General features: G+C 62.2%; 13 protein-coding genes and 2 pseudogenes. 9 read left to right on the top strand and 6 right to left on the bottom strand.

The genetic code is table 11. The features are described 5' to 3' along the window. Window positions 1-123: 123 nt before the first annotated feature. Window positions 124-1,185 carry an Rpn family recombination-promoting nuclease/putative transposase gene (locus ACOQOY_RS03140; protein ID WP_420584040.1) on the top strand — a complete coding sequence of 354 codons (1,062 nt, stop codon included), beginning with the start codon at window positions 124-126 and terminating at the stop codon, window positions 1,183-1,185. A 39-nt stretch (window positions 1,186-1,224) separates the two neighbouring features. Continuing rightward, window positions 1,225-1,386, top strand: a pseudogene (locus ACOQOY_RS03135) (IS6 family transposase); the annotation flags it as partial. 13 nt (window positions 1,387-1,399) lie between these two features. On the opposite strand, the gene ACOQOY_RS03130 reads toward ACOQOY_RS03135, so the two are convergent. After that, window positions 1,400-2,229, bottom strand: a protein-coding gene (locus ACOQOY_RS03130) for an IS5 family transposase (protein ID WP_420584039.1) whose coding sequence is annotated in 2 segments (ribosomal slippage) — window positions 1,400-2,121 and window positions 2,121-2,229 — 831 coding nt in all. Because the reading frame shifts where the segments join, the coding sequence is not laid out codon by codon here. A gap of 78 nt (window positions 2,230-2,307) precedes the next feature. Between ACOQOY_RS03130 and ACOQOY_RS03125 the strand changes: the two are divergent. Continuing rightward, window positions 2,308-2,466, top strand: a pseudogene (locus ACOQOY_RS03125) (IS6 family transposase); the annotation flags it as partial. Here the strand turns inward: ACOQOY_RS03125 and ACOQOY_RS03120 are convergent. Both ACOQOY_RS03120 and ACOQOY_RS03115 read right to left on the bottom strand, forming a co-directional pair. After that, the gene (locus ACOQOY_RS03120) at window positions 2,398-2,637 is read right to left on the bottom strand and encodes a hypothetical protein (RefSeq protein WP_420584038.1); all 240 of its coding nucleotides are present in this window, start codon (window positions 2,635-2,637) and stop codon (window positions 2,398-2,400) included. The pseudogene ACOQOY_RS03125 and the gene ACOQOY_RS03120 sit on opposite strands and share 69 nt — an antisense overlap. Before the next feature lie 1,416 nt (window positions 2,638-4,053). Next, window positions 4,054-4,236 (bottom strand): hypothetical protein, encoded by a 183-nt coding sequence (locus ACOQOY_RS03115; RefSeq protein WP_420584037.1) that lies wholly within the window; start codon window positions 4,234-4,236, stop codon window positions 4,054-4,056. A gap of 49 nt (window positions 4,237-4,285) precedes the next feature. Between ACOQOY_RS03115 and ACOQOY_RS03110 the strand changes: the two genes are divergently transcribed. Continuing rightward, the gene (locus tag ACOQOY_RS03110) at window positions 4,286-5,167 is read left to right on the top strand and encodes an IS982 family transposase (RefSeq protein ID WP_420584028.1); all 882 of its coding nucleotides are present in this window, start codon (window positions 4,286-4,288) and stop codon (window positions 5,165-5,167) included. 2 nt (window positions 5,168-5,169) lie between these two features. Here the strand turns inward: ACOQOY_RS03110 and ACOQOY_RS03105 are convergent, their stop codons facing one another. The 3 genes from ACOQOY_RS03105 to ACOQOY_RS03095 all read right to left on the bottom strand — a co-directional run bounded on the left by ACOQOY_RS03105 (window position 5,170) and on the right by ACOQOY_RS03095 (window position 7,042). Continuing rightward, entirely contained in the window at window positions 5,170-5,577 is a 408-nt protein-coding gene (locus ACOQOY_RS03105; protein WP_420584036.1) for a transposase, read from the bottom strand. A 26-nt stretch (window positions 5,578-5,603) separates the two neighbouring features. Next, window positions 5,604-6,434 carry an IS5 family transposase gene (locus ACOQOY_RS03100; protein WP_420584035.1) on the bottom strand — a complete coding sequence of 277 codons (831 nt, stop codon included), beginning with the start codon at window positions 6,432-6,434 and terminating at the stop codon, window positions 5,604-5,606. 68 nt (window positions 6,435-6,502) lie between these two features. Next, window positions 6,503-7,042, bottom strand: coding sequence for an IS110 family transposase (locus ACOQOY_RS03095; RefSeq protein ID WP_420584034.1), 540 nt, complete (start codon window positions 7,040-7,042; stop codon window positions 6,503-6,505). 185 nt (window positions 7,043-7,227) lie between these two features. Between ACOQOY_RS03095 and ACOQOY_RS03090 the strand changes: the two genes are divergently transcribed. The 5 genes from ACOQOY_RS03090 (at window position 7,228) to ACOQOY_RS03070 (ending at window position 16,482) form a co-directional block, all read left to right on the top strand. Continuing rightward, the gene (locus ACOQOY_RS03090) at window positions 7,228-7,605 is read left to right on the top strand and encodes a hypothetical protein (protein ID WP_420584033.1); all 378 of its coding nucleotides are present in this window, start codon (window positions 7,228-7,230) and stop codon (window positions 7,603-7,605) included. Window positions 7,606-7,609: 4 nt separating this feature from the next. Then, complete coding sequence (locus ACOQOY_RS03085; RefSeq protein WP_420584032.1) at window positions 7,610-7,930, top strand: hypothetical protein; 321 nt, start codon at window positions 7,610-7,612, stop codon at window positions 7,928-7,930. A 157-nt stretch (window positions 7,931-8,087) separates the two neighbouring features. After that, window positions 8,088-8,342, top strand: a complete 255-nt coding sequence (locus tag ACOQOY_RS03080) for a hypothetical protein (protein WP_420584031.1) — start codon at window positions 8,088-8,090, stop codon at window positions 8,340-8,342. Then, window positions 8,335-16,005, top strand: coding sequence for a choice-of-anchor R domain-containing protein (locus ACOQOY_RS03075; protein ID WP_420584030.1), 7,671 nt, complete (start codon window positions 8,335-8,337; stop codon window positions 16,003-16,005). The genes ACOQOY_RS03080 and ACOQOY_RS03075 overlap by 8 nt, the downstream gene beginning before the upstream one ends. Before the next feature lie 21 nt (window positions 16,006-16,026). Beyond that, window positions 16,027-16,482, top strand: a complete 456-nt coding sequence (locus tag ACOQOY_RS03070) for a DUF1735 domain-containing protein (RefSeq protein WP_420584029.1) — start codon at window positions 16,027-16,029, stop codon at window positions 16,480-16,482. Window positions 16,483-16,758 lie beyond the last annotated feature (276 nt).

The raw sequence follows: 16,758 nt of genomic DNA, 5'->3' as shown, positions 1-16,758 counted from the left end.
GGTTCCGAGGTGGGCTATCCACGGGATTGCGCAAAGGGGCGAAATACTCCGGTTAGGATTTCTGGTTTTGGGATCGGGCGATCTCGACTGGATCCGATACGGTCCCGCTGCTAGGCGGGTGTCATGAGCGATACGACCAGATCGAATCCCGACGCGCCGACCGGGGCCGACCCTGCCGAGGCGCGGAAAGGCCGACGCAGGGGGGCGATACCCACTCCGCATGACAAACTGTTCCGGTCGGTGTTCTCCGATCCGGCGCATTCAAGGCCGCTGGTGCGGGATCAGCTGCCCAACGAGATCGCGGGGCTGCTGGCCGACACATCACCTCGGGTCGTTCCCGGAACCTTCATCGATAGCGATATGGGTGAGACCCAGGCCGATTTGCTTCTGGAGGTGGATCTGGTCGATGGCGGGTCAGCCTTCGTCTACGTGCTGGTCGAGCACAAGAGCTATCCTGATGCGGAGGTGGTGTTGCAGGTGCTGGGCTACATGGTCCGGGTCTGGCGGGACTACGTGCGCAAGGGCAAGGGCCGGGAAGGCCGTGCTGCACGGGCGCAGAACTTGCCGCCGATCATTCCGCTTCTGGGCTATTCCGGTTCCAGGGCCTGGACGGGTCCGACCGATCTGGCGGATATGATCGCGACCGATACGCCGGAACTGGTATTTCTGCATGGCCCCGATCTCATCCTGCGGCAGTGGGCGCAGATGGCCCCCGAGGAGCTGTCCAGCGATCCGGTGGCGAAGGCGGGATTGCTGACCCTGACCCAGCGGGGTCTGGAGCATCTGGACGAGATCGACGCAGCGCTGGCGGACAATCCCTCTTTGCAGGCGCAGTTTGCGGTGTATATTCGTCAGACAGCACAGGGCGCGGCTCTTGAGGAACTGGAACGAAAGCTCGCGGCCGCCAGGGCCGGTCAGACGGAGGGTATCTTGGGAACCATCATGGAAGAACTCAGGGCCGAAGGTGAGGCCAAGGGTGAGGCGCGCGGGATCGCCAAGGGCGAAGCCATGGGACTTGCCAAGGGTCGGAAACAGGATCTGATCCGCCTGCTTGAGCGGCGGTTTGGTGCCCTGTCTGAAGCCGACCGGGCGCGGATCGAAGGGGCCGGTCTCGACCAGCTCGATGCGTGGATCGACCGGGTGCTGGATGCCAAGAGCCTCAAGGCGGTGTTCGGGGATGGGTGAGGTCGCACCGGTCCGGCAATTCTGTCCGCCCCTAAAAGCCCTCAGTCCGTAACGGCTATGCCGCTGCGCAGCTACATCAAGCCGATAAAGAGTCTGGCTCCAAATGCGGATCACAGGGCACACAAAGAACTGAACAACCGTGCAGAAGGTTCGCATCGGCCGACCCGAAAACGAGAAAAAATCATGGGCCGCTTCAGAGCCTGAATCTAAAGTTTTACGTTGCATAGCAGTGCCTTGCCAGTCTGCGTGTCAGGAGGCGGATATTGGCAACGAGCGCCCAGGCTGTTGAGCTTTCGATTGTGCGTTCCCAGTCTTTGGCCAACCGTCGACACCTTCCCAGCCATGCAAAAGTGCGCTCAACGACCCATCGCTTGGGCAGAAGAACGAAGCCTTTTGCCTTGTTAGGTCGCTTGACTATTTCCAGTGTCCACTCATCACCCATGGCTTGTCGGAGCTTATCCCCCGCATACCCACCATCGGCGAAAATATGGCGCAAACAAGGGAATTTTTTGCCGACCGCTTTGAGCAGATCGGGAGCGCCGTCACGGTCCTGGATGTTGGCGGCATGAACGATGATAATCAGCAGAAGCCCAAGGACGTCCGTCACAATATGACGCTTGCGCCCCTTGGTCTTTTTGCCGGCGTCATATCCGCAAATGCCTCCACTTTCTGTAGTTTTCACACTTTGGCTATCAATCACACCCGCCGTAGGCTCGGCAGCGCGGCCCTCCAATTCACGAGCGGCAGCAACCAGCAAATCACTCATTGCCGCCAGCAAGCCCGCGTTCCGCCAATTATAGAAATATCCCTGTACAGTCGTCATGGGAGGAAAGTCTGTCGGCAAAGCGCGCCACTGGCAGCCTGTCGATCCGATGTAGAAAATCGCATTCATCACTTCCCGCATATCCGTCGTTCGAGGACGACCGCCAGACCGTGCGGTGGAATCATTGGCTCGACCAGCGACCATTCATCGTCTGACATGTCACTTGGATAGCGGTCCGTTTTGCGTGTATGTTGAGCGCGAGCGATATCATTCCAGGGCATCTGATCCTCCGTTTGCCAGCAAAATTCAGAGAATCATAACCCGATGATATCGTTCAACTACTTTTCGGTCAGGCTCTCAAATCACCAAGGCAAGCCCAGAGGTTCCTTTCCGCTCACGGCCAGATCACCACAATCTTCCGACCCCGACGTTATCGTCTCTCCGCCATCTCATACCGCCACGCCCGATCGGATGCGCACGATCTTTGGAATGGCTATGCCCTTGAGATGACCGCCTGACCGCACCATCCACTGCTCTTTGCAACCGTTGGCAAACAACTTGGCAATGCCGGTCCGAGCCATGCGCCCGACGCATGGCGCAGCCCCTGCAATCGCGAATTTCACCGGACCGAGGCGGCAGATCGAAACCGGATCGGGGACAGATCGGCCCGAACCCCGGCGTTGGACCATGCACCCGGTGCATGGCTTGGGGCGGGGTCTGGGCCCGGAAAAGCCCTGAGAGGCGCTGAGCCTTGCCCCTGAGCGCCAGAACGGCCCGGAACGTGGTTGGGGCCCCTGAGAGGCCCTTTCGGCCTTCCTGAGGCGTTTTTAGCGCCTCAAACGGCCTGTCTGGGGCCGACCGAGGCGGCGGTCCGCGCCTTGTTCGGGATATGATCCTGAATTTTGCCTATCCGGGGTTGAGTGCGGGATCTGATGCACTCGCCTTGCGGGAACAGACCTCGATCAGCTCGAAGTTCAGCGCCCTGCGGCCACCAGCTCGGCCGCTCGGCCTGAACAGCTGCACCGATCGAGGCGACCGCCATTGAGCCAACCGTGGCCCGGAGACGTCCACGGACTTTCAGACCGTGCCTGGACGTTTGCCCGGGTCGAGTCCGGCTGACCGGTCACCGCGCGTTCGGTTCTGCGCAGAGGCCCGGCGGGCCGCATCTGCCAGCCGGAAAAGAAGATTCCGGCTTAAGCACGTTTCCGCAAACCTTTCGGGTTTGCCTGACGGTGGTCATGTACGCTCCGGTAAAACACTGTTCGACCATCCCCGAGCGCAGACCGAGCGCTTCTTTTTGTCGATCGAACATCAAAACGGGAAGTTATGAGAAATCAGAGCCTTGCGCCACGCGCACCGGACTCCTGGTTCCCGCGCGCTCTCATGAGCCGGACCCATCCACAGGGATTGCAGCGGAGTGAGCGGTCGCGAATGGAGCAAAATATCAAAGGCACGATTGTAGATCAAAATTATCAATTTTGATCTACCCTGTATCCTGTCATCAAGGCTCTGATATTGTTGAGAAACAGCAAGAGCATCAGCACGGGGGCTGTTCGGGGTCCGGGGCGCACCGGACATGATGTCAGCTTGATGTTAACACTGCGTCAGACACTTGTACTTTAAATGTACGTCATTCGTTCTACATATGTCTTATATCTGTCATAACCTTCCGTAATGGCCCTGTCCGTGTCAAGCGCTACATTGGCAACCGGTCGCGCCGCGAGACCGGTTTGGTTTTCGCGGGGTCGGTCATATGCAGAGCACACAGGCGTCATGGCTCTGGTTCTCAGAAGATTATGTTTCATCGTGTGTTTGGCGCGTCTGTGCTGTTCTGCGTAGCTGATATGTCACCACCGGGCTCTGCCTTCCGTACGTGGTCAATGCACAACGCCGTTGCTGTGATTGCCGACTTGATACTTTGTCCAGTGCAGTCCCGAATGCCTATCTCTCTCGCGTACTCGACCCCGCAGGGATCGGCGACGAGGTAATCCCGTGCATCATCGGGAACCGCGTCCCGGTTGGGGACACCGCTGGGCAGACGCTTTCAGACGTTGCCTTCTGCTCCTTTTGCTCATGCTACGTTCATCGTGTGTGGCCTCGGTTTCTCAGGCAGCGCGCAGCGCCATCGCCTCTTCTCGGATGGACCGGAAGTCGGTGTTGTCCATCCACATCCGGTGCAGGACCACGCCGATCCGCCGCGCCAGCGCCACCTTCGCCTTTTTCCTGTTACCCCGATTCTGCTTAAGCGAGGGTGAGGGGATTCCCAAATCTGGCGTGGCCTGATTCATTATCCGTAACCGAAACCAACGGATAGGAATGCCCCTCGTGAACACCTCTATCACTGCTTTGTTTTGCTGTATCGATGATTTTGCAAAAACCTTCGAAGATTGGGAAAAGCATCGCCTGATCGACACAGGCCGCCAGCGGCTGCGGTCCGGGAAACTCTCGCTCAGCGAGATGTTGTTCATCATGGTTCTGTTTCACGGCTCAGCTTACAAGGATTTCAAGCATTTCTGGCTTTATGGGGTGGAGATCGAATACCGGGACTGCTTTGGCGATTTGCCAAGCTATGGCCGGTTCGTCACACTGATGCCACGCCTGCTCGTGCCATTTTGCGTGCTGCTGCATTGTTTCCGTGGAGAAGAGACCGGACTCTATTTTGCCGACAGCACCAAGCTGGCGGTTTGCCATAACGCCCGGATCAGCCGCAACAAGGTGTTCAAAGGACTGGCCAAACGCGGGCGTAGCACCATGGGCTGGTTCTTCGGCTTCAAGCTGCACATGGTCATCAATAGCAAGGGCCCAGTTATGGCTGTGAAGATCACAGCCGGAAACACCGATGATCGCAAGCCGTTTGAGGCTATGGTTGCCGAACTGGACGGCAAAATGTTCGCCGACAAAGGCTACATATCAAAAGCGCTTTTTCGGCGTTTGTGGCAGCGCGGCCTGCATCTGATCACCGGCATTCGCCGCAACATGAAAAACTACCTGCTGCCGCTCTTGGACAAGATCCTGCTGCGCAAAAGGTTCATCATCGAAACCCTGTTCGACAAGCTCAAGTCTGGCATGGGATTGGAACACACGCGGCACCGATCACCAACCAATGCCTTCGTTCACGTGCTCTCCTGCGTTGTGGCCTACGTTCTGGCGCAGCCGAAGGTCAAAATGGGGAAAGTTGTCGTCCCAGACGTCATTCGAAGCATTCCCAACGTGACATGACCTTATCCGGAATTCGGGTTCCTGTTGCCACATTTTTCAGCGAGCTGCAGTGCCCAGGTTTTCAGCCAGTTCGCGCGACCGCGGTTCAACATGATATTCGCCGCCTGGAAAAGTGCGCAACGCAAACCGACATCCCCGGTCTTGGAGATGCCACCTATGACGGAGCGCTCCCCTGACTCTTCCCGGCGGGGCGTCAGTCCAACCCATGGCCCGATGTCTTTCGACCTGCGGAACCGGGTCGGATCATCAATCGCCGCTTTGTAGGTCAGAGCGACAACCGGCCCGACCCCCGGCATGGTCATGAGCTTGCAACACACCGGGTCCTTCATGGCCATGCTGCGCACCAGCCGCTCAAAAACCGACAGTTGCTTGCGCAGTTCTGCCCGTGCCGCCAGGATCGGCAACGCCATCTGCTTCAGAGCCTGAATCTAAAGTTTTACGTTGCATAGCAGTGCCTTGCCAGTCTGCGTGTCAGGAGGCGGATATTGGCAACGAGCGCCCAGGCTGTTGAGCTTTCGATTGTGCGTTCCCAGTCTTTGGCCAACCGTCGACACCTTCCCAGCCATGCAAAAGTGCGCTCAACGACCCATCGCTTGGGCAGAAGAACGAAGCCTTTTGCCTTGTTAGGTCGCTTGACTATTTCCAGTGTCCACTCATCACCCATGGCTTGTCGGAGCTTATCCCCCGCATACCCACCATCGGCGAAAATATGGAGCAAACAAGGGAATTTTTTGCCGACCGCTTTGAGCAGATCGGGAGCGCCGTCACGGTCCTGGATGTTGGCGGCATGAACGATGATAATCAGCAGAAGCCCAAGGACGTCCGTCACAATATGACGCTTGCGCCCCTTGGTCTTTTTGCCGGCGTCATATCCGCAAATGCCTCCACTTTCTGTAGTTTTCACACTTTGGCTATCAATCACACCCGCCGTAGGCTCGGCAGCGCGGCCCTCCAATTCACGAGCGGCAGCAACCAGCAAATCACTCATTGCCGCCAGCAAGCCCGCGTTCCGCCAATTATAGAAATATCCCTGTACAGTCGTCATGGGAGGAAAGTCTGTCGGCAAAGCGCGCCACTGGCAGCCTGTCGATCCGATGTAGAAAATCGCATTCATCACTTCCCGCATATCCGTCGTTCGAGGACGACCGCCAGACCGTGCCGGTGGAATCATTGGCTCGACCAGCGACCATTCATCGTCTGACATGTCACTTGGATAGCGGTCCGTTTTGCGTGTATGTTGAGCGCGAGCGATATCATTCCAGGGCATCTGATCCTCCGTTTGCCAGCAAAATTCAGAGAATCATAACCCGATGATATCCTTCAACTACTTTTCGGTCAGGCTCTCAGAGCGTCGTTGCCATCAATCAATTCCCGGACCCGTTCTTCGTAACCCTTCCTGGATATCTGCCCCATCTTCAATCCGAAGTTGCGCAGGATCCCACGCATGGAGAGTTCTATGGCAATGAGCGCCTTCTTCAGTGCGTTGCGCCCGGTCAGAACCGCCCGCGTCTCCTGAGCGGTGACCGACTTGCAATGCACCGCACTGAACCAGCCGAGCTGGAGCAGGTGAGCGATCCCCTCCGCATCTCTTCTGTCTGTTTTTATGGGCATCGCGGAAAGTGCTTTCTTCACCTTATGGGTTTCCATAAGCACAATCGGAAACCCCGCATCGTCCAGAGCCTTGTGCAGCAACTGCGACAGCGGGCCGGCCTCCATGCCAATCCCGGTGATCTCATAAGGCAGGTCTTGCATGAACGTGACAAACGCGGCCGGTTCGCTGTCGATTTTGGACTCTTTGATGACCTTGCCGCCTTCACCAAGAATGCAAATGGCAGAGCTTGCCAAAGACACGTCTACTCCGATAAATGTGCTCACGTCGTTGTTCCTTCGTACTCAGTTGTTGGGACGCCCCTCGGGGCTGATCCCGTAGAGACGGACACGCCTTGCGTGTCTGGGGCAACGACACCGCATCTCCAACGCAGCAACAAGCGGAACGTTCGAGATTCGCGCCGGGACCATTACGGTATCTCTGTCATATCCGATGAAGGGGAGGGACTGCGATGAATAGCGAGACTGTGGCGGTCAGGCGGCGCAGGCGCAAGAGCCGCTTTCCGGCGTCTCTCGCGCTGCGGGTCTCCGACGCCATGAAGGCGGAGGTCGAAGCGCTGGCGGATGCGCTTGACGAGGACGCGGCCGAGATCGTGCGCCGGGCCTTGGCGGAGGGTCTGCCCCTGCTGGCGCAACCGGAGAGCAGGATGTTTGCTGACGCTCCTGTGGGTGATTGTGCGGATGAGCCGGGGAGCGAGGACGAGATCCGGATCTGGTGGGATGGCCTGACCGCGCGTGAGCGAAAGAACTGGGGCAGAGGCCTGCACCATATCGACGGTGCGCGGGCCTTTCGGGCGGAGGCGTACCGGCAGGCGATGGCAGAGACCTGACGGCATGGCACGGCGGCAGCGGGAGCGCCGGTATGCGGGGTTTGTCGGTGCCCGCGTGTCGGCAGATGTGGAGGACCGGCTGAACGCCCTGGCCGACCGTGAGGGCGTGGTGCTGGGGGTAATCGTCCGGCGGGTTCTGGATGCCGGTCTGCCGCTTGTTGAGGTTCCGGATCACGGGAAGGCTGGCGCAAGGGCGGCGATGGCCGAGGCGCGGATTTGGTGGGAGGGCCTGCCCCCTGAGCAGCGCCGGGCGTGGCAGAAACGTCTGCCAGGTCTGAAGGGGCGCAAGCTGATCGCATCGGCCTGGACCGCTGCGAGTTGTTAATGCCAACGGAGCCTTTTCGGATTTCGGAATGGCGCTGGTGCTCGAAATGTCTTTTCAAAGCAGAAAGGTGGCAGTGGTTATTAATGGCTATCCTGGATGTTGCTTGGAAGAGTTTTGAATTTCGCTTTTGGGGCACCTGTTCTTGACAGGCTGCCACTTGGTCCCGCATTTTCGAACGCCGGAACGCCGGAACGCCGGAACGCCGGAACGCCGGAACGCCGGAACGCCGGAACGCCGGAACGCCGGAACGCCGGAACGCCGGAACGCCGGAACGCCGGAACGCCGGAACGCCGGAACGCCGGAACGCCGGAACGCCGGAACGCCGGACTTGCGTCTGTGTGCCAGCTATGTGGGTGTTGACATTGCTGCGCCGGTTATGGGCGGGTCCGCAATCCGACCGTTGCATGTCTGACGGGACTGTATCCGGCCCGACCGCGCCCTGCGTTGCGCGTTCTGTGGCGGCAGTTGCCGCATCTGTCGGGCGCGCTTTTGTTTCCGGTCTTTCCATCCTTCGTCCTTCAGCGCGGCTCTTGCGCGCGAAACGATGCATCGGCGGGCTGGTTGACCGGTTTGGGGCCCTGCGCGCGCCTTTGGCGGCAGCGCTATTCGTCCTGTCACTGCTCATCAGTCTGGCTTCTGCCGCGCAGGCACAGACCGCAACAACATTGGTCAGCAATACTGGCCAATCCGCAGTACAATCAACGAATCTGGAATTTGCCACCCCCTTTACCACGGGCAGTACCGCTGCCAGCTACACGATTTCTCAGGTGAATATCCGTCTGGGACCCAATTCGGATCGCACACTTTCGGTCGCCATTCGCGAGAATGGCAACAATAACCGGCCCGGTGCTCTGGTGGCGAAGCTCACTAATCCAACGACCCGCACGAATAATGCCCTGAACACATTCACCGCTCCGGCCGGGACCCAACTTCTGGCGAATACGACCTATTGGCTGGTGTTCAACGATGGCCGGGCAAATAATCGAACCCAGAACCCGACCGTGGGCATAACCGAGGCTGATGGGCAGACTGGCGCGACCGGCTGGTCGATCGCCAATGGAAGTCGTATCAACGGTCAGGGCAGCACAGGTTTTCCGGACCGCAATGATGCTTCCATGATCTTCCAGATCAACGGTCAGGCAGACACAACGGCCGTTTATCAAATCAGAAGTTCTCCTGTTAATATAGTTGAAGGAGGACCAGACAACAGATGCTCATTCAGACGCGACAGCGGGACAGCCTTGGTTGCATCTCTGAACTACGAGATCACTGAGACGGGTGATATGCTGAACCCGGCGCGCAAGGGGAAGTTCAGCAGGGAGCTGTCCCAATCTCAGCAAAGCCTTTCACATGTGACCAACCATCGTTTACAGACGGTGGATGATAACATTGATGAGCCACGGAGCACGGTGACCTGCAAGCTGTTGCCCGGCACGGGCTACACAATTGGTTCCACCGGCCAGCAGTCTTTTGTTGTTGAGGACAATGAGCCGACGACCGTGTCCCTTGTGCGGACGGGCAGCGGCGCGATTGAAGAAGGAGAGACGGCGGAGTTCACGGTGAGGCTGAGCCGGGCGCTTGTGGCGGGCGAGGTGATTGATGTCCCGCTAGCGATGACCAACGGCAGGAATGTGACCCCGGATGAGTGGAGCCTTGCGCTGAAGTCAGGTCAGACCCTCAACACCGGGGTGACGCTGACGGGTGAGAGCACGGCCACGCCGCAGCTGCGCTTCGAAGGCGCGGCGTCCGAGACGGCGACGCTGGTGCTGACATCGGTCCAGGATGTGGTCTCCGAGAGTGATGAGACGATCACGGTAGCGCTTGGGCCGGACGGCGATGTCGCGAACGGATTTGACCGGGGCAGTCTTGGCACCAATGTGGGGGGCGGGGCGGACCCAACCTCGACTGCCTTTACGCTTTTCCTGGTGGTTGTAACCGACGATGACGCTGCTCCGACGGGCGTGGAACTGTCGGTGGGCCCGGGCGCAGTGGCCGAGGATGGGGGTGCGACGGAGATTGAGGTGACGGCGGCGCTGAGCGGGAGCACGACCTTCGGTGAGGCGAAGACGGTGACGGTTGCGGTGGGCGCGGCGAGCGACAGCGCCACAGAGGGGACGGATTACGCGACGGTTGCGGATCAGACGATCACGATCGGGGCGGGTGAGAGAAGCGGCACGGTGACCTTCACGCTGACCCCGACGGATGACAGCACGTCCGAGGGGGTTGAGGCGCTCACCCTGACGCCGGCGGTTGCGGATGTTGCGGAGACGTTCGGGCTCACGCCTGCGACCATCACGATTACCGATGACGGGGCGCTTCCGGTGACGCTGGTGCTCGACCCGGCGTCGATTGACGAGAGCGGGGATGCAAACAGCGCGATGGTGACGGCGGTGCTGAGCGGTGCTGTGTCGGAGCAGGATATTGTGCTGACGGTTGCAGCGGCCCCCGGGACAAATACCGTGGCGGCGGATTACACGCTTGCGGGCACGACCCTGACGATCCCGGCGGGGCAGAGGTCGAGCATGGGCACGGTGACGCTCACGGCGGTCGACAATGCGGTGGATGCGGCAAACAAGGCGGTGACCGTCTCGGCCACGGTCAGCGGCGGCAACGGGGTGGCGGCTCCGGAGGATGTCGCCCTGACCATCGTGGATGATGAGCCGACGATCGCGTCTCTGGCGCGGGTTGGTAGCGGCCGTATCAACGAGGGCGGGACGACGGAGTTCACGGTGACGCTGAGCCGGGCGCTGGTGGCGGGCGAGGTGATTGAAGTACCGCTTTCGGCTGGCGGCGGCATGGATGTGACTACGGACGACTGGAGCCTTGCGCTGAAACCGGGTGACAGCCTCAACACAGGCGTGACGCTGACGGGCGGGAGCACGGACACGCCGCAGGTGACGTTTTCCGGGGCCGGTTCGCGGACGGCGACGCTGGTGTTGACAGCGGTCCAGGATGTGGTTTTGGAGAGTTCCGGGATTGCTGAGGTGCTTTTTGTGCGGCTGGGGCCGGACGGGACGGGTGCGAACGGATTTGACCGGACGAGCCTGAACACCAATGTGGGTGGCGGGGCGGACCGCTCCTCGACTGCCAGGTCGTTCTTTGTGTTTGTAACCGACGATGACGCTGCTCCGACGGGCGTGGAACTGTCGGTGGACCCGGGCACAGTGGCCGAGGATGGCAGCGCGACGGCGATTGAAGTGACGGCGGCGCTGAGCGGGGGCACGACCTTCCCGGAGGCGAAGACGGTGACGGTTGCGGTGGGTGCGGCGAGCGACAGCGCCACAGAGGGGACGGATTACGCGACGGTTGATGATCAGACGATCACGATCGGGGCGGGTGAGAGCAGCGGCACGGTGACCTTCACGCTGACCCCGACGGATGACAGCACGTCCGAGGGGGTTGAGGTGATCACCCTGACGCCTACGGTTGCGGATGTTGCGGAGACCTTCAGGCTTACGCCTGCGTCCATCACGATTACCGATGACGGGGCGCTGCCGGTGACGCTGGTGCTCAGCCCGGCGTCGATTGACGAGAGCGGGGCCAGGACCCGCGCGACGGTGACGGCGGTGCTGAGCGGGGCTGTGTCGAATGAGGATATTGTGCTGATGGTTGCAGCGGCCCCCGGGACAAATACCGTGGCGGCGGATTACGCGCTTGCGGGCACGACCCTGACGATCCCGGCGGGGCAGAGGTCGAGCACGGGCACGGTCACGATCACGGCGGTCGGCAATGCGGTGGATGCGGCAAACAAGGCGGTGACCGTCTCGGCCACGGTGAGCGGCGGCAACGGGGTGGCGGCCCCGGCGGATGTCACCCTGACCATCGTGGATGATGAGCCGACGATCGCGTCTCTGGCGCGGGTTGGTAGCGACCGTATCAACGAGGGCGGGACGACGGAGTTCACGGTGACGCTGGGCCGGGCGCTGGTGGCGGGTGAGGTGATTGATGTGCCGCTTTCGATTGGCGGCGGCACGGGTGTGACCAGGGAGGAATTGAGCCTTGCGCTGAAATCGGGTGACAGCCTCAACACCGGCGTGACGCTGACGGGCGCGAGCACGGACAGGCCGCAGGTGACGTTTTCCGGGGCCGGTTCGCGGACGGCGACGCTGGTGCTGACAGCGGTCCAGGATGTGGTTTCGGAGAGTTCCGGGATTGCTGAGGTGCTCCTCGTGCGGCTGGGGCCGGACGGGACGGGTGCGAACGGGTTTGACCGGACGAGCCTGAACACCAATGTGGGCGGCGGGGCGAACCCCTCCTCTACGGCCAGATCGTTCCAGGTGCAGGTAACCGACGACGATGCCCCGACGGGCGTGGAACTGTCGGTGGATACGGACACAGTGGCCGAGGATGGCAGCGCGACGGAGATTGAAGTGACGGCGACGCTGACCGGGCTCACGACCTTCGGTGAGGCGAAGACGGTGACGGTTGCGGTGGGCGCGGCGAGCGACAGCGCGACAGAGGGGACGGATTACGCGACGGTTGATGATCAGACGATCACGATCGGGGCCGGAGAGAGCAGCGGCACGGTGACCTTCACGCTGACCCCGACGGATGACAGCACGTCCGAGGGGGATGAGGCGATCGGCCTGACGCCCACGGTTGCGGGTGTGCCGGACTGGTTTGTGCGCACGGGCACGACCATCACGCTTACCGATGACGAGGCACTGCCGGTGGTGACGCTGGCGCTCGACCCGGCGTCGATTGATGAGAGCGGGGACGCAAACAGCGCGACGGTGACGGCGACGCTGACCGGGGCTGTGTCGAGTGAGGATATTGTGCTGACGGTTGCAGCGGCCCCCGGAGCGGATACCGAGGCGGCGGATTACACGCTTGCGGGCACGACCCTGACGATCCCGGCGGGGCAGAGCGCGAGCACGGGCACGGTGACGGTGACGGCGGTCGACAATGCGGTGGATGCGGTGAACAAGGCGGTGACCGTCTCGGCCACGGTGAGCGGCGGCAACGGGGTGGCGGCTCCGGCGGATGTCACCCTGACCATCACCGACGATGACCCGACGATCGCGTCTCTGGCGCGGGTTGGTAGCGGCCGTATCAACGAGGGCGGGACGACGGAGTTCACGGTGACGCTGAGCCGGGCGCTGGTGGCGGGTGAGGTGATTGATGTGCCACTTGTGATTGTCGGCGAGACTGTGACCCCTGTGACCCCGGCTGACTGGAGCCTTGCGCTGAAATCGGGTCAGAACCTCAACACCGGCGTGACGCTGACGGGGGTGACGCCGACGAGCGCGATAGCGGCCACGGCGCAGGTGGCGTTTTCGGGGGCCGGGTCGCAGACGGCGACGCTGGTGCTGACAGCGGTCCAGGATGTGGTTTCGGAAAGCGCAGAGCAAGTGGTTGTGGCGCTGGGGAGTGACGGGACGGGTTCGAACGGATTTGGACGGGCAAGCCTGAACACCAATGTGGGTGGCGGGGCGGGCCGCTCCTCGACTGCCAATTCGTTCCTGGTTTCCATCACCGACGATGACGCTGCTCCGACGGGTGTGACCCTGTCGGTGGATCCGGGCACAGTGGCCGAGGATGGGGGTGCGACAGCGTTTGCGGTGACGGCGACGTTGACCGGGGGCACGACCTTCCCGGAGGCGAAGACGGTGACGGTTGCGGTGGGCGCGGCGAGCGACAGCGCCACAGAGGGGACGGATTACGCGACGGTTGCGGATCAGACGATCACGATTGCGGCGGGTGAGAGCCGCGGCACGGTGACCTTCACGCTGACCCCGACGGATGACAGCACGTCCGAGGGGGTTGAGGGGCTCACCCTGACGCCGGCGGTTGCGGATGTTGCGGAGACCTTCGGGCTCACGCCTGCGACCATCACGATTACCGATGACGGGGCGCTGCCGGTGACGCTGGTTCTCAGCCCGGCGTCGATTGACGAGAGCGGGGCCAGGACCCGCGCGACGGTGACGGCGGTGCTGAGCGGGGCTGTGTCGAATGAGGATATTGTGCTGACGGTTGCAGCGGCCCCCGGGACAAATACCGTGGCGGCGGATTACACGCTTGCGGGCACGACCCTGACGATCCCGGCGGGGCAGAGGTCGAGCACGGGCACGGTCACGATCACGGCGGTCGGCAATGCGGTGGATGCGGCAAACAAGGCGGTGACCGTCTCGGCCACGGTGAGCGGCGGCAACGGGGTGGCGGCCCCGGCGGATGTCACCCTGACCATCGTGGATGATGAGCCGACGATCGTGTCTCTGGCGCGGGTTGGTAGCGACCGTATCAACGAGGGCGGGACGACGGAGTTCACGGTGACGCTGGGCCGGGCGCTGGTGGCGGGCGAGGTGATTGATGTACCGATTGCGATTGGCGGCCCGAATGTGATCCCGGCTAACTGGAGCCTTGCGCTGAAGGCGGGTCAGGGCCTCAACACAGGGGTGACGCTGACGAGCACGGGAACGGCCACGCCACAGGTGGCGTTTTCCGGGGCCGGGTCGCAGACGGCGACGCTGGTGCTGACAGCGGTCCAGGATGTGGTTTCGGAAGGCACAAGGGAAGTGGTTGTGGCGCTGGGGCCGGACGGGACCGGTGCGAACGGGTTTGACCGGACGAGCCTGAACACCAATGTGGGCGGCGGGGCGAACCCCTCCTCTACGGCCAGATCGTTCCAGGTGCAGGTAACCGACGACGATGCCCCGACGGGCGTGGAACTGTCGGTGGATACGGACACAGTGGCCGAGGATGGCAGCGCGACGGAGATTGAAGTGACGGCGACGCTGACCGGGCTCACGACCTTCGGTGAGGCGAAGACGGTGACGGTTGCGGTGGGCGCGGCGAGCGACAGCGCGACAGAGGGGACGGATTACGCGACGGTTGATGATCAGACGATCACGATCAGGGCCGGAGAGAGCAGCGGCACGGTGACCTTCACGCTGACCCCGACGGATGACAGCACGTCCGAGGGGGATGAGGCGATCGGCCTGACGCCCACGGTTGCGGGTGTGCCGGACTGGTTTGTGCGCACGGGCACGACCATCACGCTTACCGATGACGAGGCACTGCCGGTGGTGACGCTGGCGCTCGACCCGGCGTCGATTGATGAGAGCGGGGACGCAAACAGCGCAACGGTGACGGCGACGCTGACCGGGGCTGTGTCGAGTGAGGATATTGTGCTGACGGTTGCAGCGGCCCCCGGAGCGGATACCGAGGCGGCGGATTACACGCTTGCGGGCACGACCCTGACGATCCCGGCGGGGCAGAGCGCGAGCACGGGCACGGTGACGGTGACGGCGGTCGACAATGCGGTGGATGCGGTGAACAAGGCGGTGACCGTCTCGGCCACGGTGAGCGGCGGCAACGGGGTGGCGGCTCCGGCGGATGTCACCCTGACCATCACCGACGATGACCCGACGATCGCGTCTCTGGCGCGGGTTGGTAGCGGCCGTATCAACGAGGGCGGGACGACGGAGTTCACGGTGACGCTGAGCCGGGCGCTGGTGGCGGGTGAGGTGATTGATGTGCCACTTGTGATTGTCGGCGAGACTGTGACCCCTGTGACCCCGGCTGACTGGAGCCTTGCGCTGAAATCGGGTCAGAACCTCAACACCGGCGTGACGCTGACGGGGGTGACGCCGACGAGCGCGATAGCGGCCACGGCGCAGGTGGCGTTTTCGGGGGCCGGGTCGCAGACGGCGACGCTGGTGCTGACAGCGGTCCAGGATGTGGTTTCGGAAAGCGCAGAGCAAGTGGTTGTGGCGCTGGGGAGTGACGGGACGGGTTCGAACGGATTTGGACGGGCAAGCCTGAACACCAATGTGGGTGGCGGGGCGGGCCGCTCCTCGACTGCCAATTCGTTCCTGGTTTCCATCACCGACGATGACGCTGCTCCGACGGGTGTGACCCTGTCGGTGGATCCGGGCACAGTGGCCGAGGATGGGGGTGCGACAGCGTTTGCGGTGACGGCGACGTTGACCGGGGGCGACGACCTTCCCGGAGGCGAAGACGGTGACGGTTGCGGTGGGCGCGGCGAGCGACAGCGCCACAGAGGGGACGGATTACGCGACGGTTTGCGGATCAGACGATCACGATTGCGGCGGGTGAGAGCCGCGGCACGGTGACCTTCACGCTGACCCCGACGGATGACAGCACGTCCGAGGGGGTTGAGGGGCTCACCCTGCACGCCGGCGGTTGCGGATGTTGCGGAGACCTTCGGGCTCACGCCTGCGACCATCACGATTACCGATGACGGGGCGCTGCCGGTGACGCTGGTTCTCAGCCCGGCGTCGATTGACGAGAGCGGGGCCAGGACCCGCGCGACGGTGACGGCGGTGCTGAGCGGGGCTGTGTCGAATGAGGATATTGTGCTGACGGTTGCAGCGGCCCCCGGGACAAATACCGTGGCGGCGGATTACACGCTTGCGGGCACGACCCTGACGATCCCGGCGGGGCAGAGGTCGAGCACGGGCACGGTCACGATCACGGCGGTCGGCAATGGCGGTGGATGCGGCAAACAAGGCGGTGACCGTCTCGGCCACGGTGAGCGGCGGCAACGGGGTGGCGGCCCCGGCGGATGTCACCCTGACCATCGTGGATGATGAGCCGACGATCGCGTCTCTGGCGCGGGTTGGTAGCGACCGTATCAACGGAGGGCGGGACGACGGAGTTCACGGTGACGCTGGGCCGGGCGCTGGTGGCGGGTGAGGGTGATTGATGTGCCGCTTTCGATTGGCGGCGGCATGGATGTGACTACGGACGACTGGAGCCTTGCGCTGAAATCGGGTGACAGCCTCAACACCGGCGTGACGCTGACGGGCGCGAGCACGGACAGGCCGCAGGTGACGTTTTCCGGGGCCGGTTCGCGGACGGCGACG

This window comes from Ruegeria sp. (genome assembly GCF_965221235.1).
Taxonomy (GTDB): domain Bacteria; phylum Pseudomonadota; class Alphaproteobacteria; order Rhodobacterales; family Rhodobacteraceae; genus Ruegeria.
The sequence above is the reverse complement of the archived record's forward strand: the minus strand, read 5'-3'. Positions and strand labels throughout refer to the sequence as shown.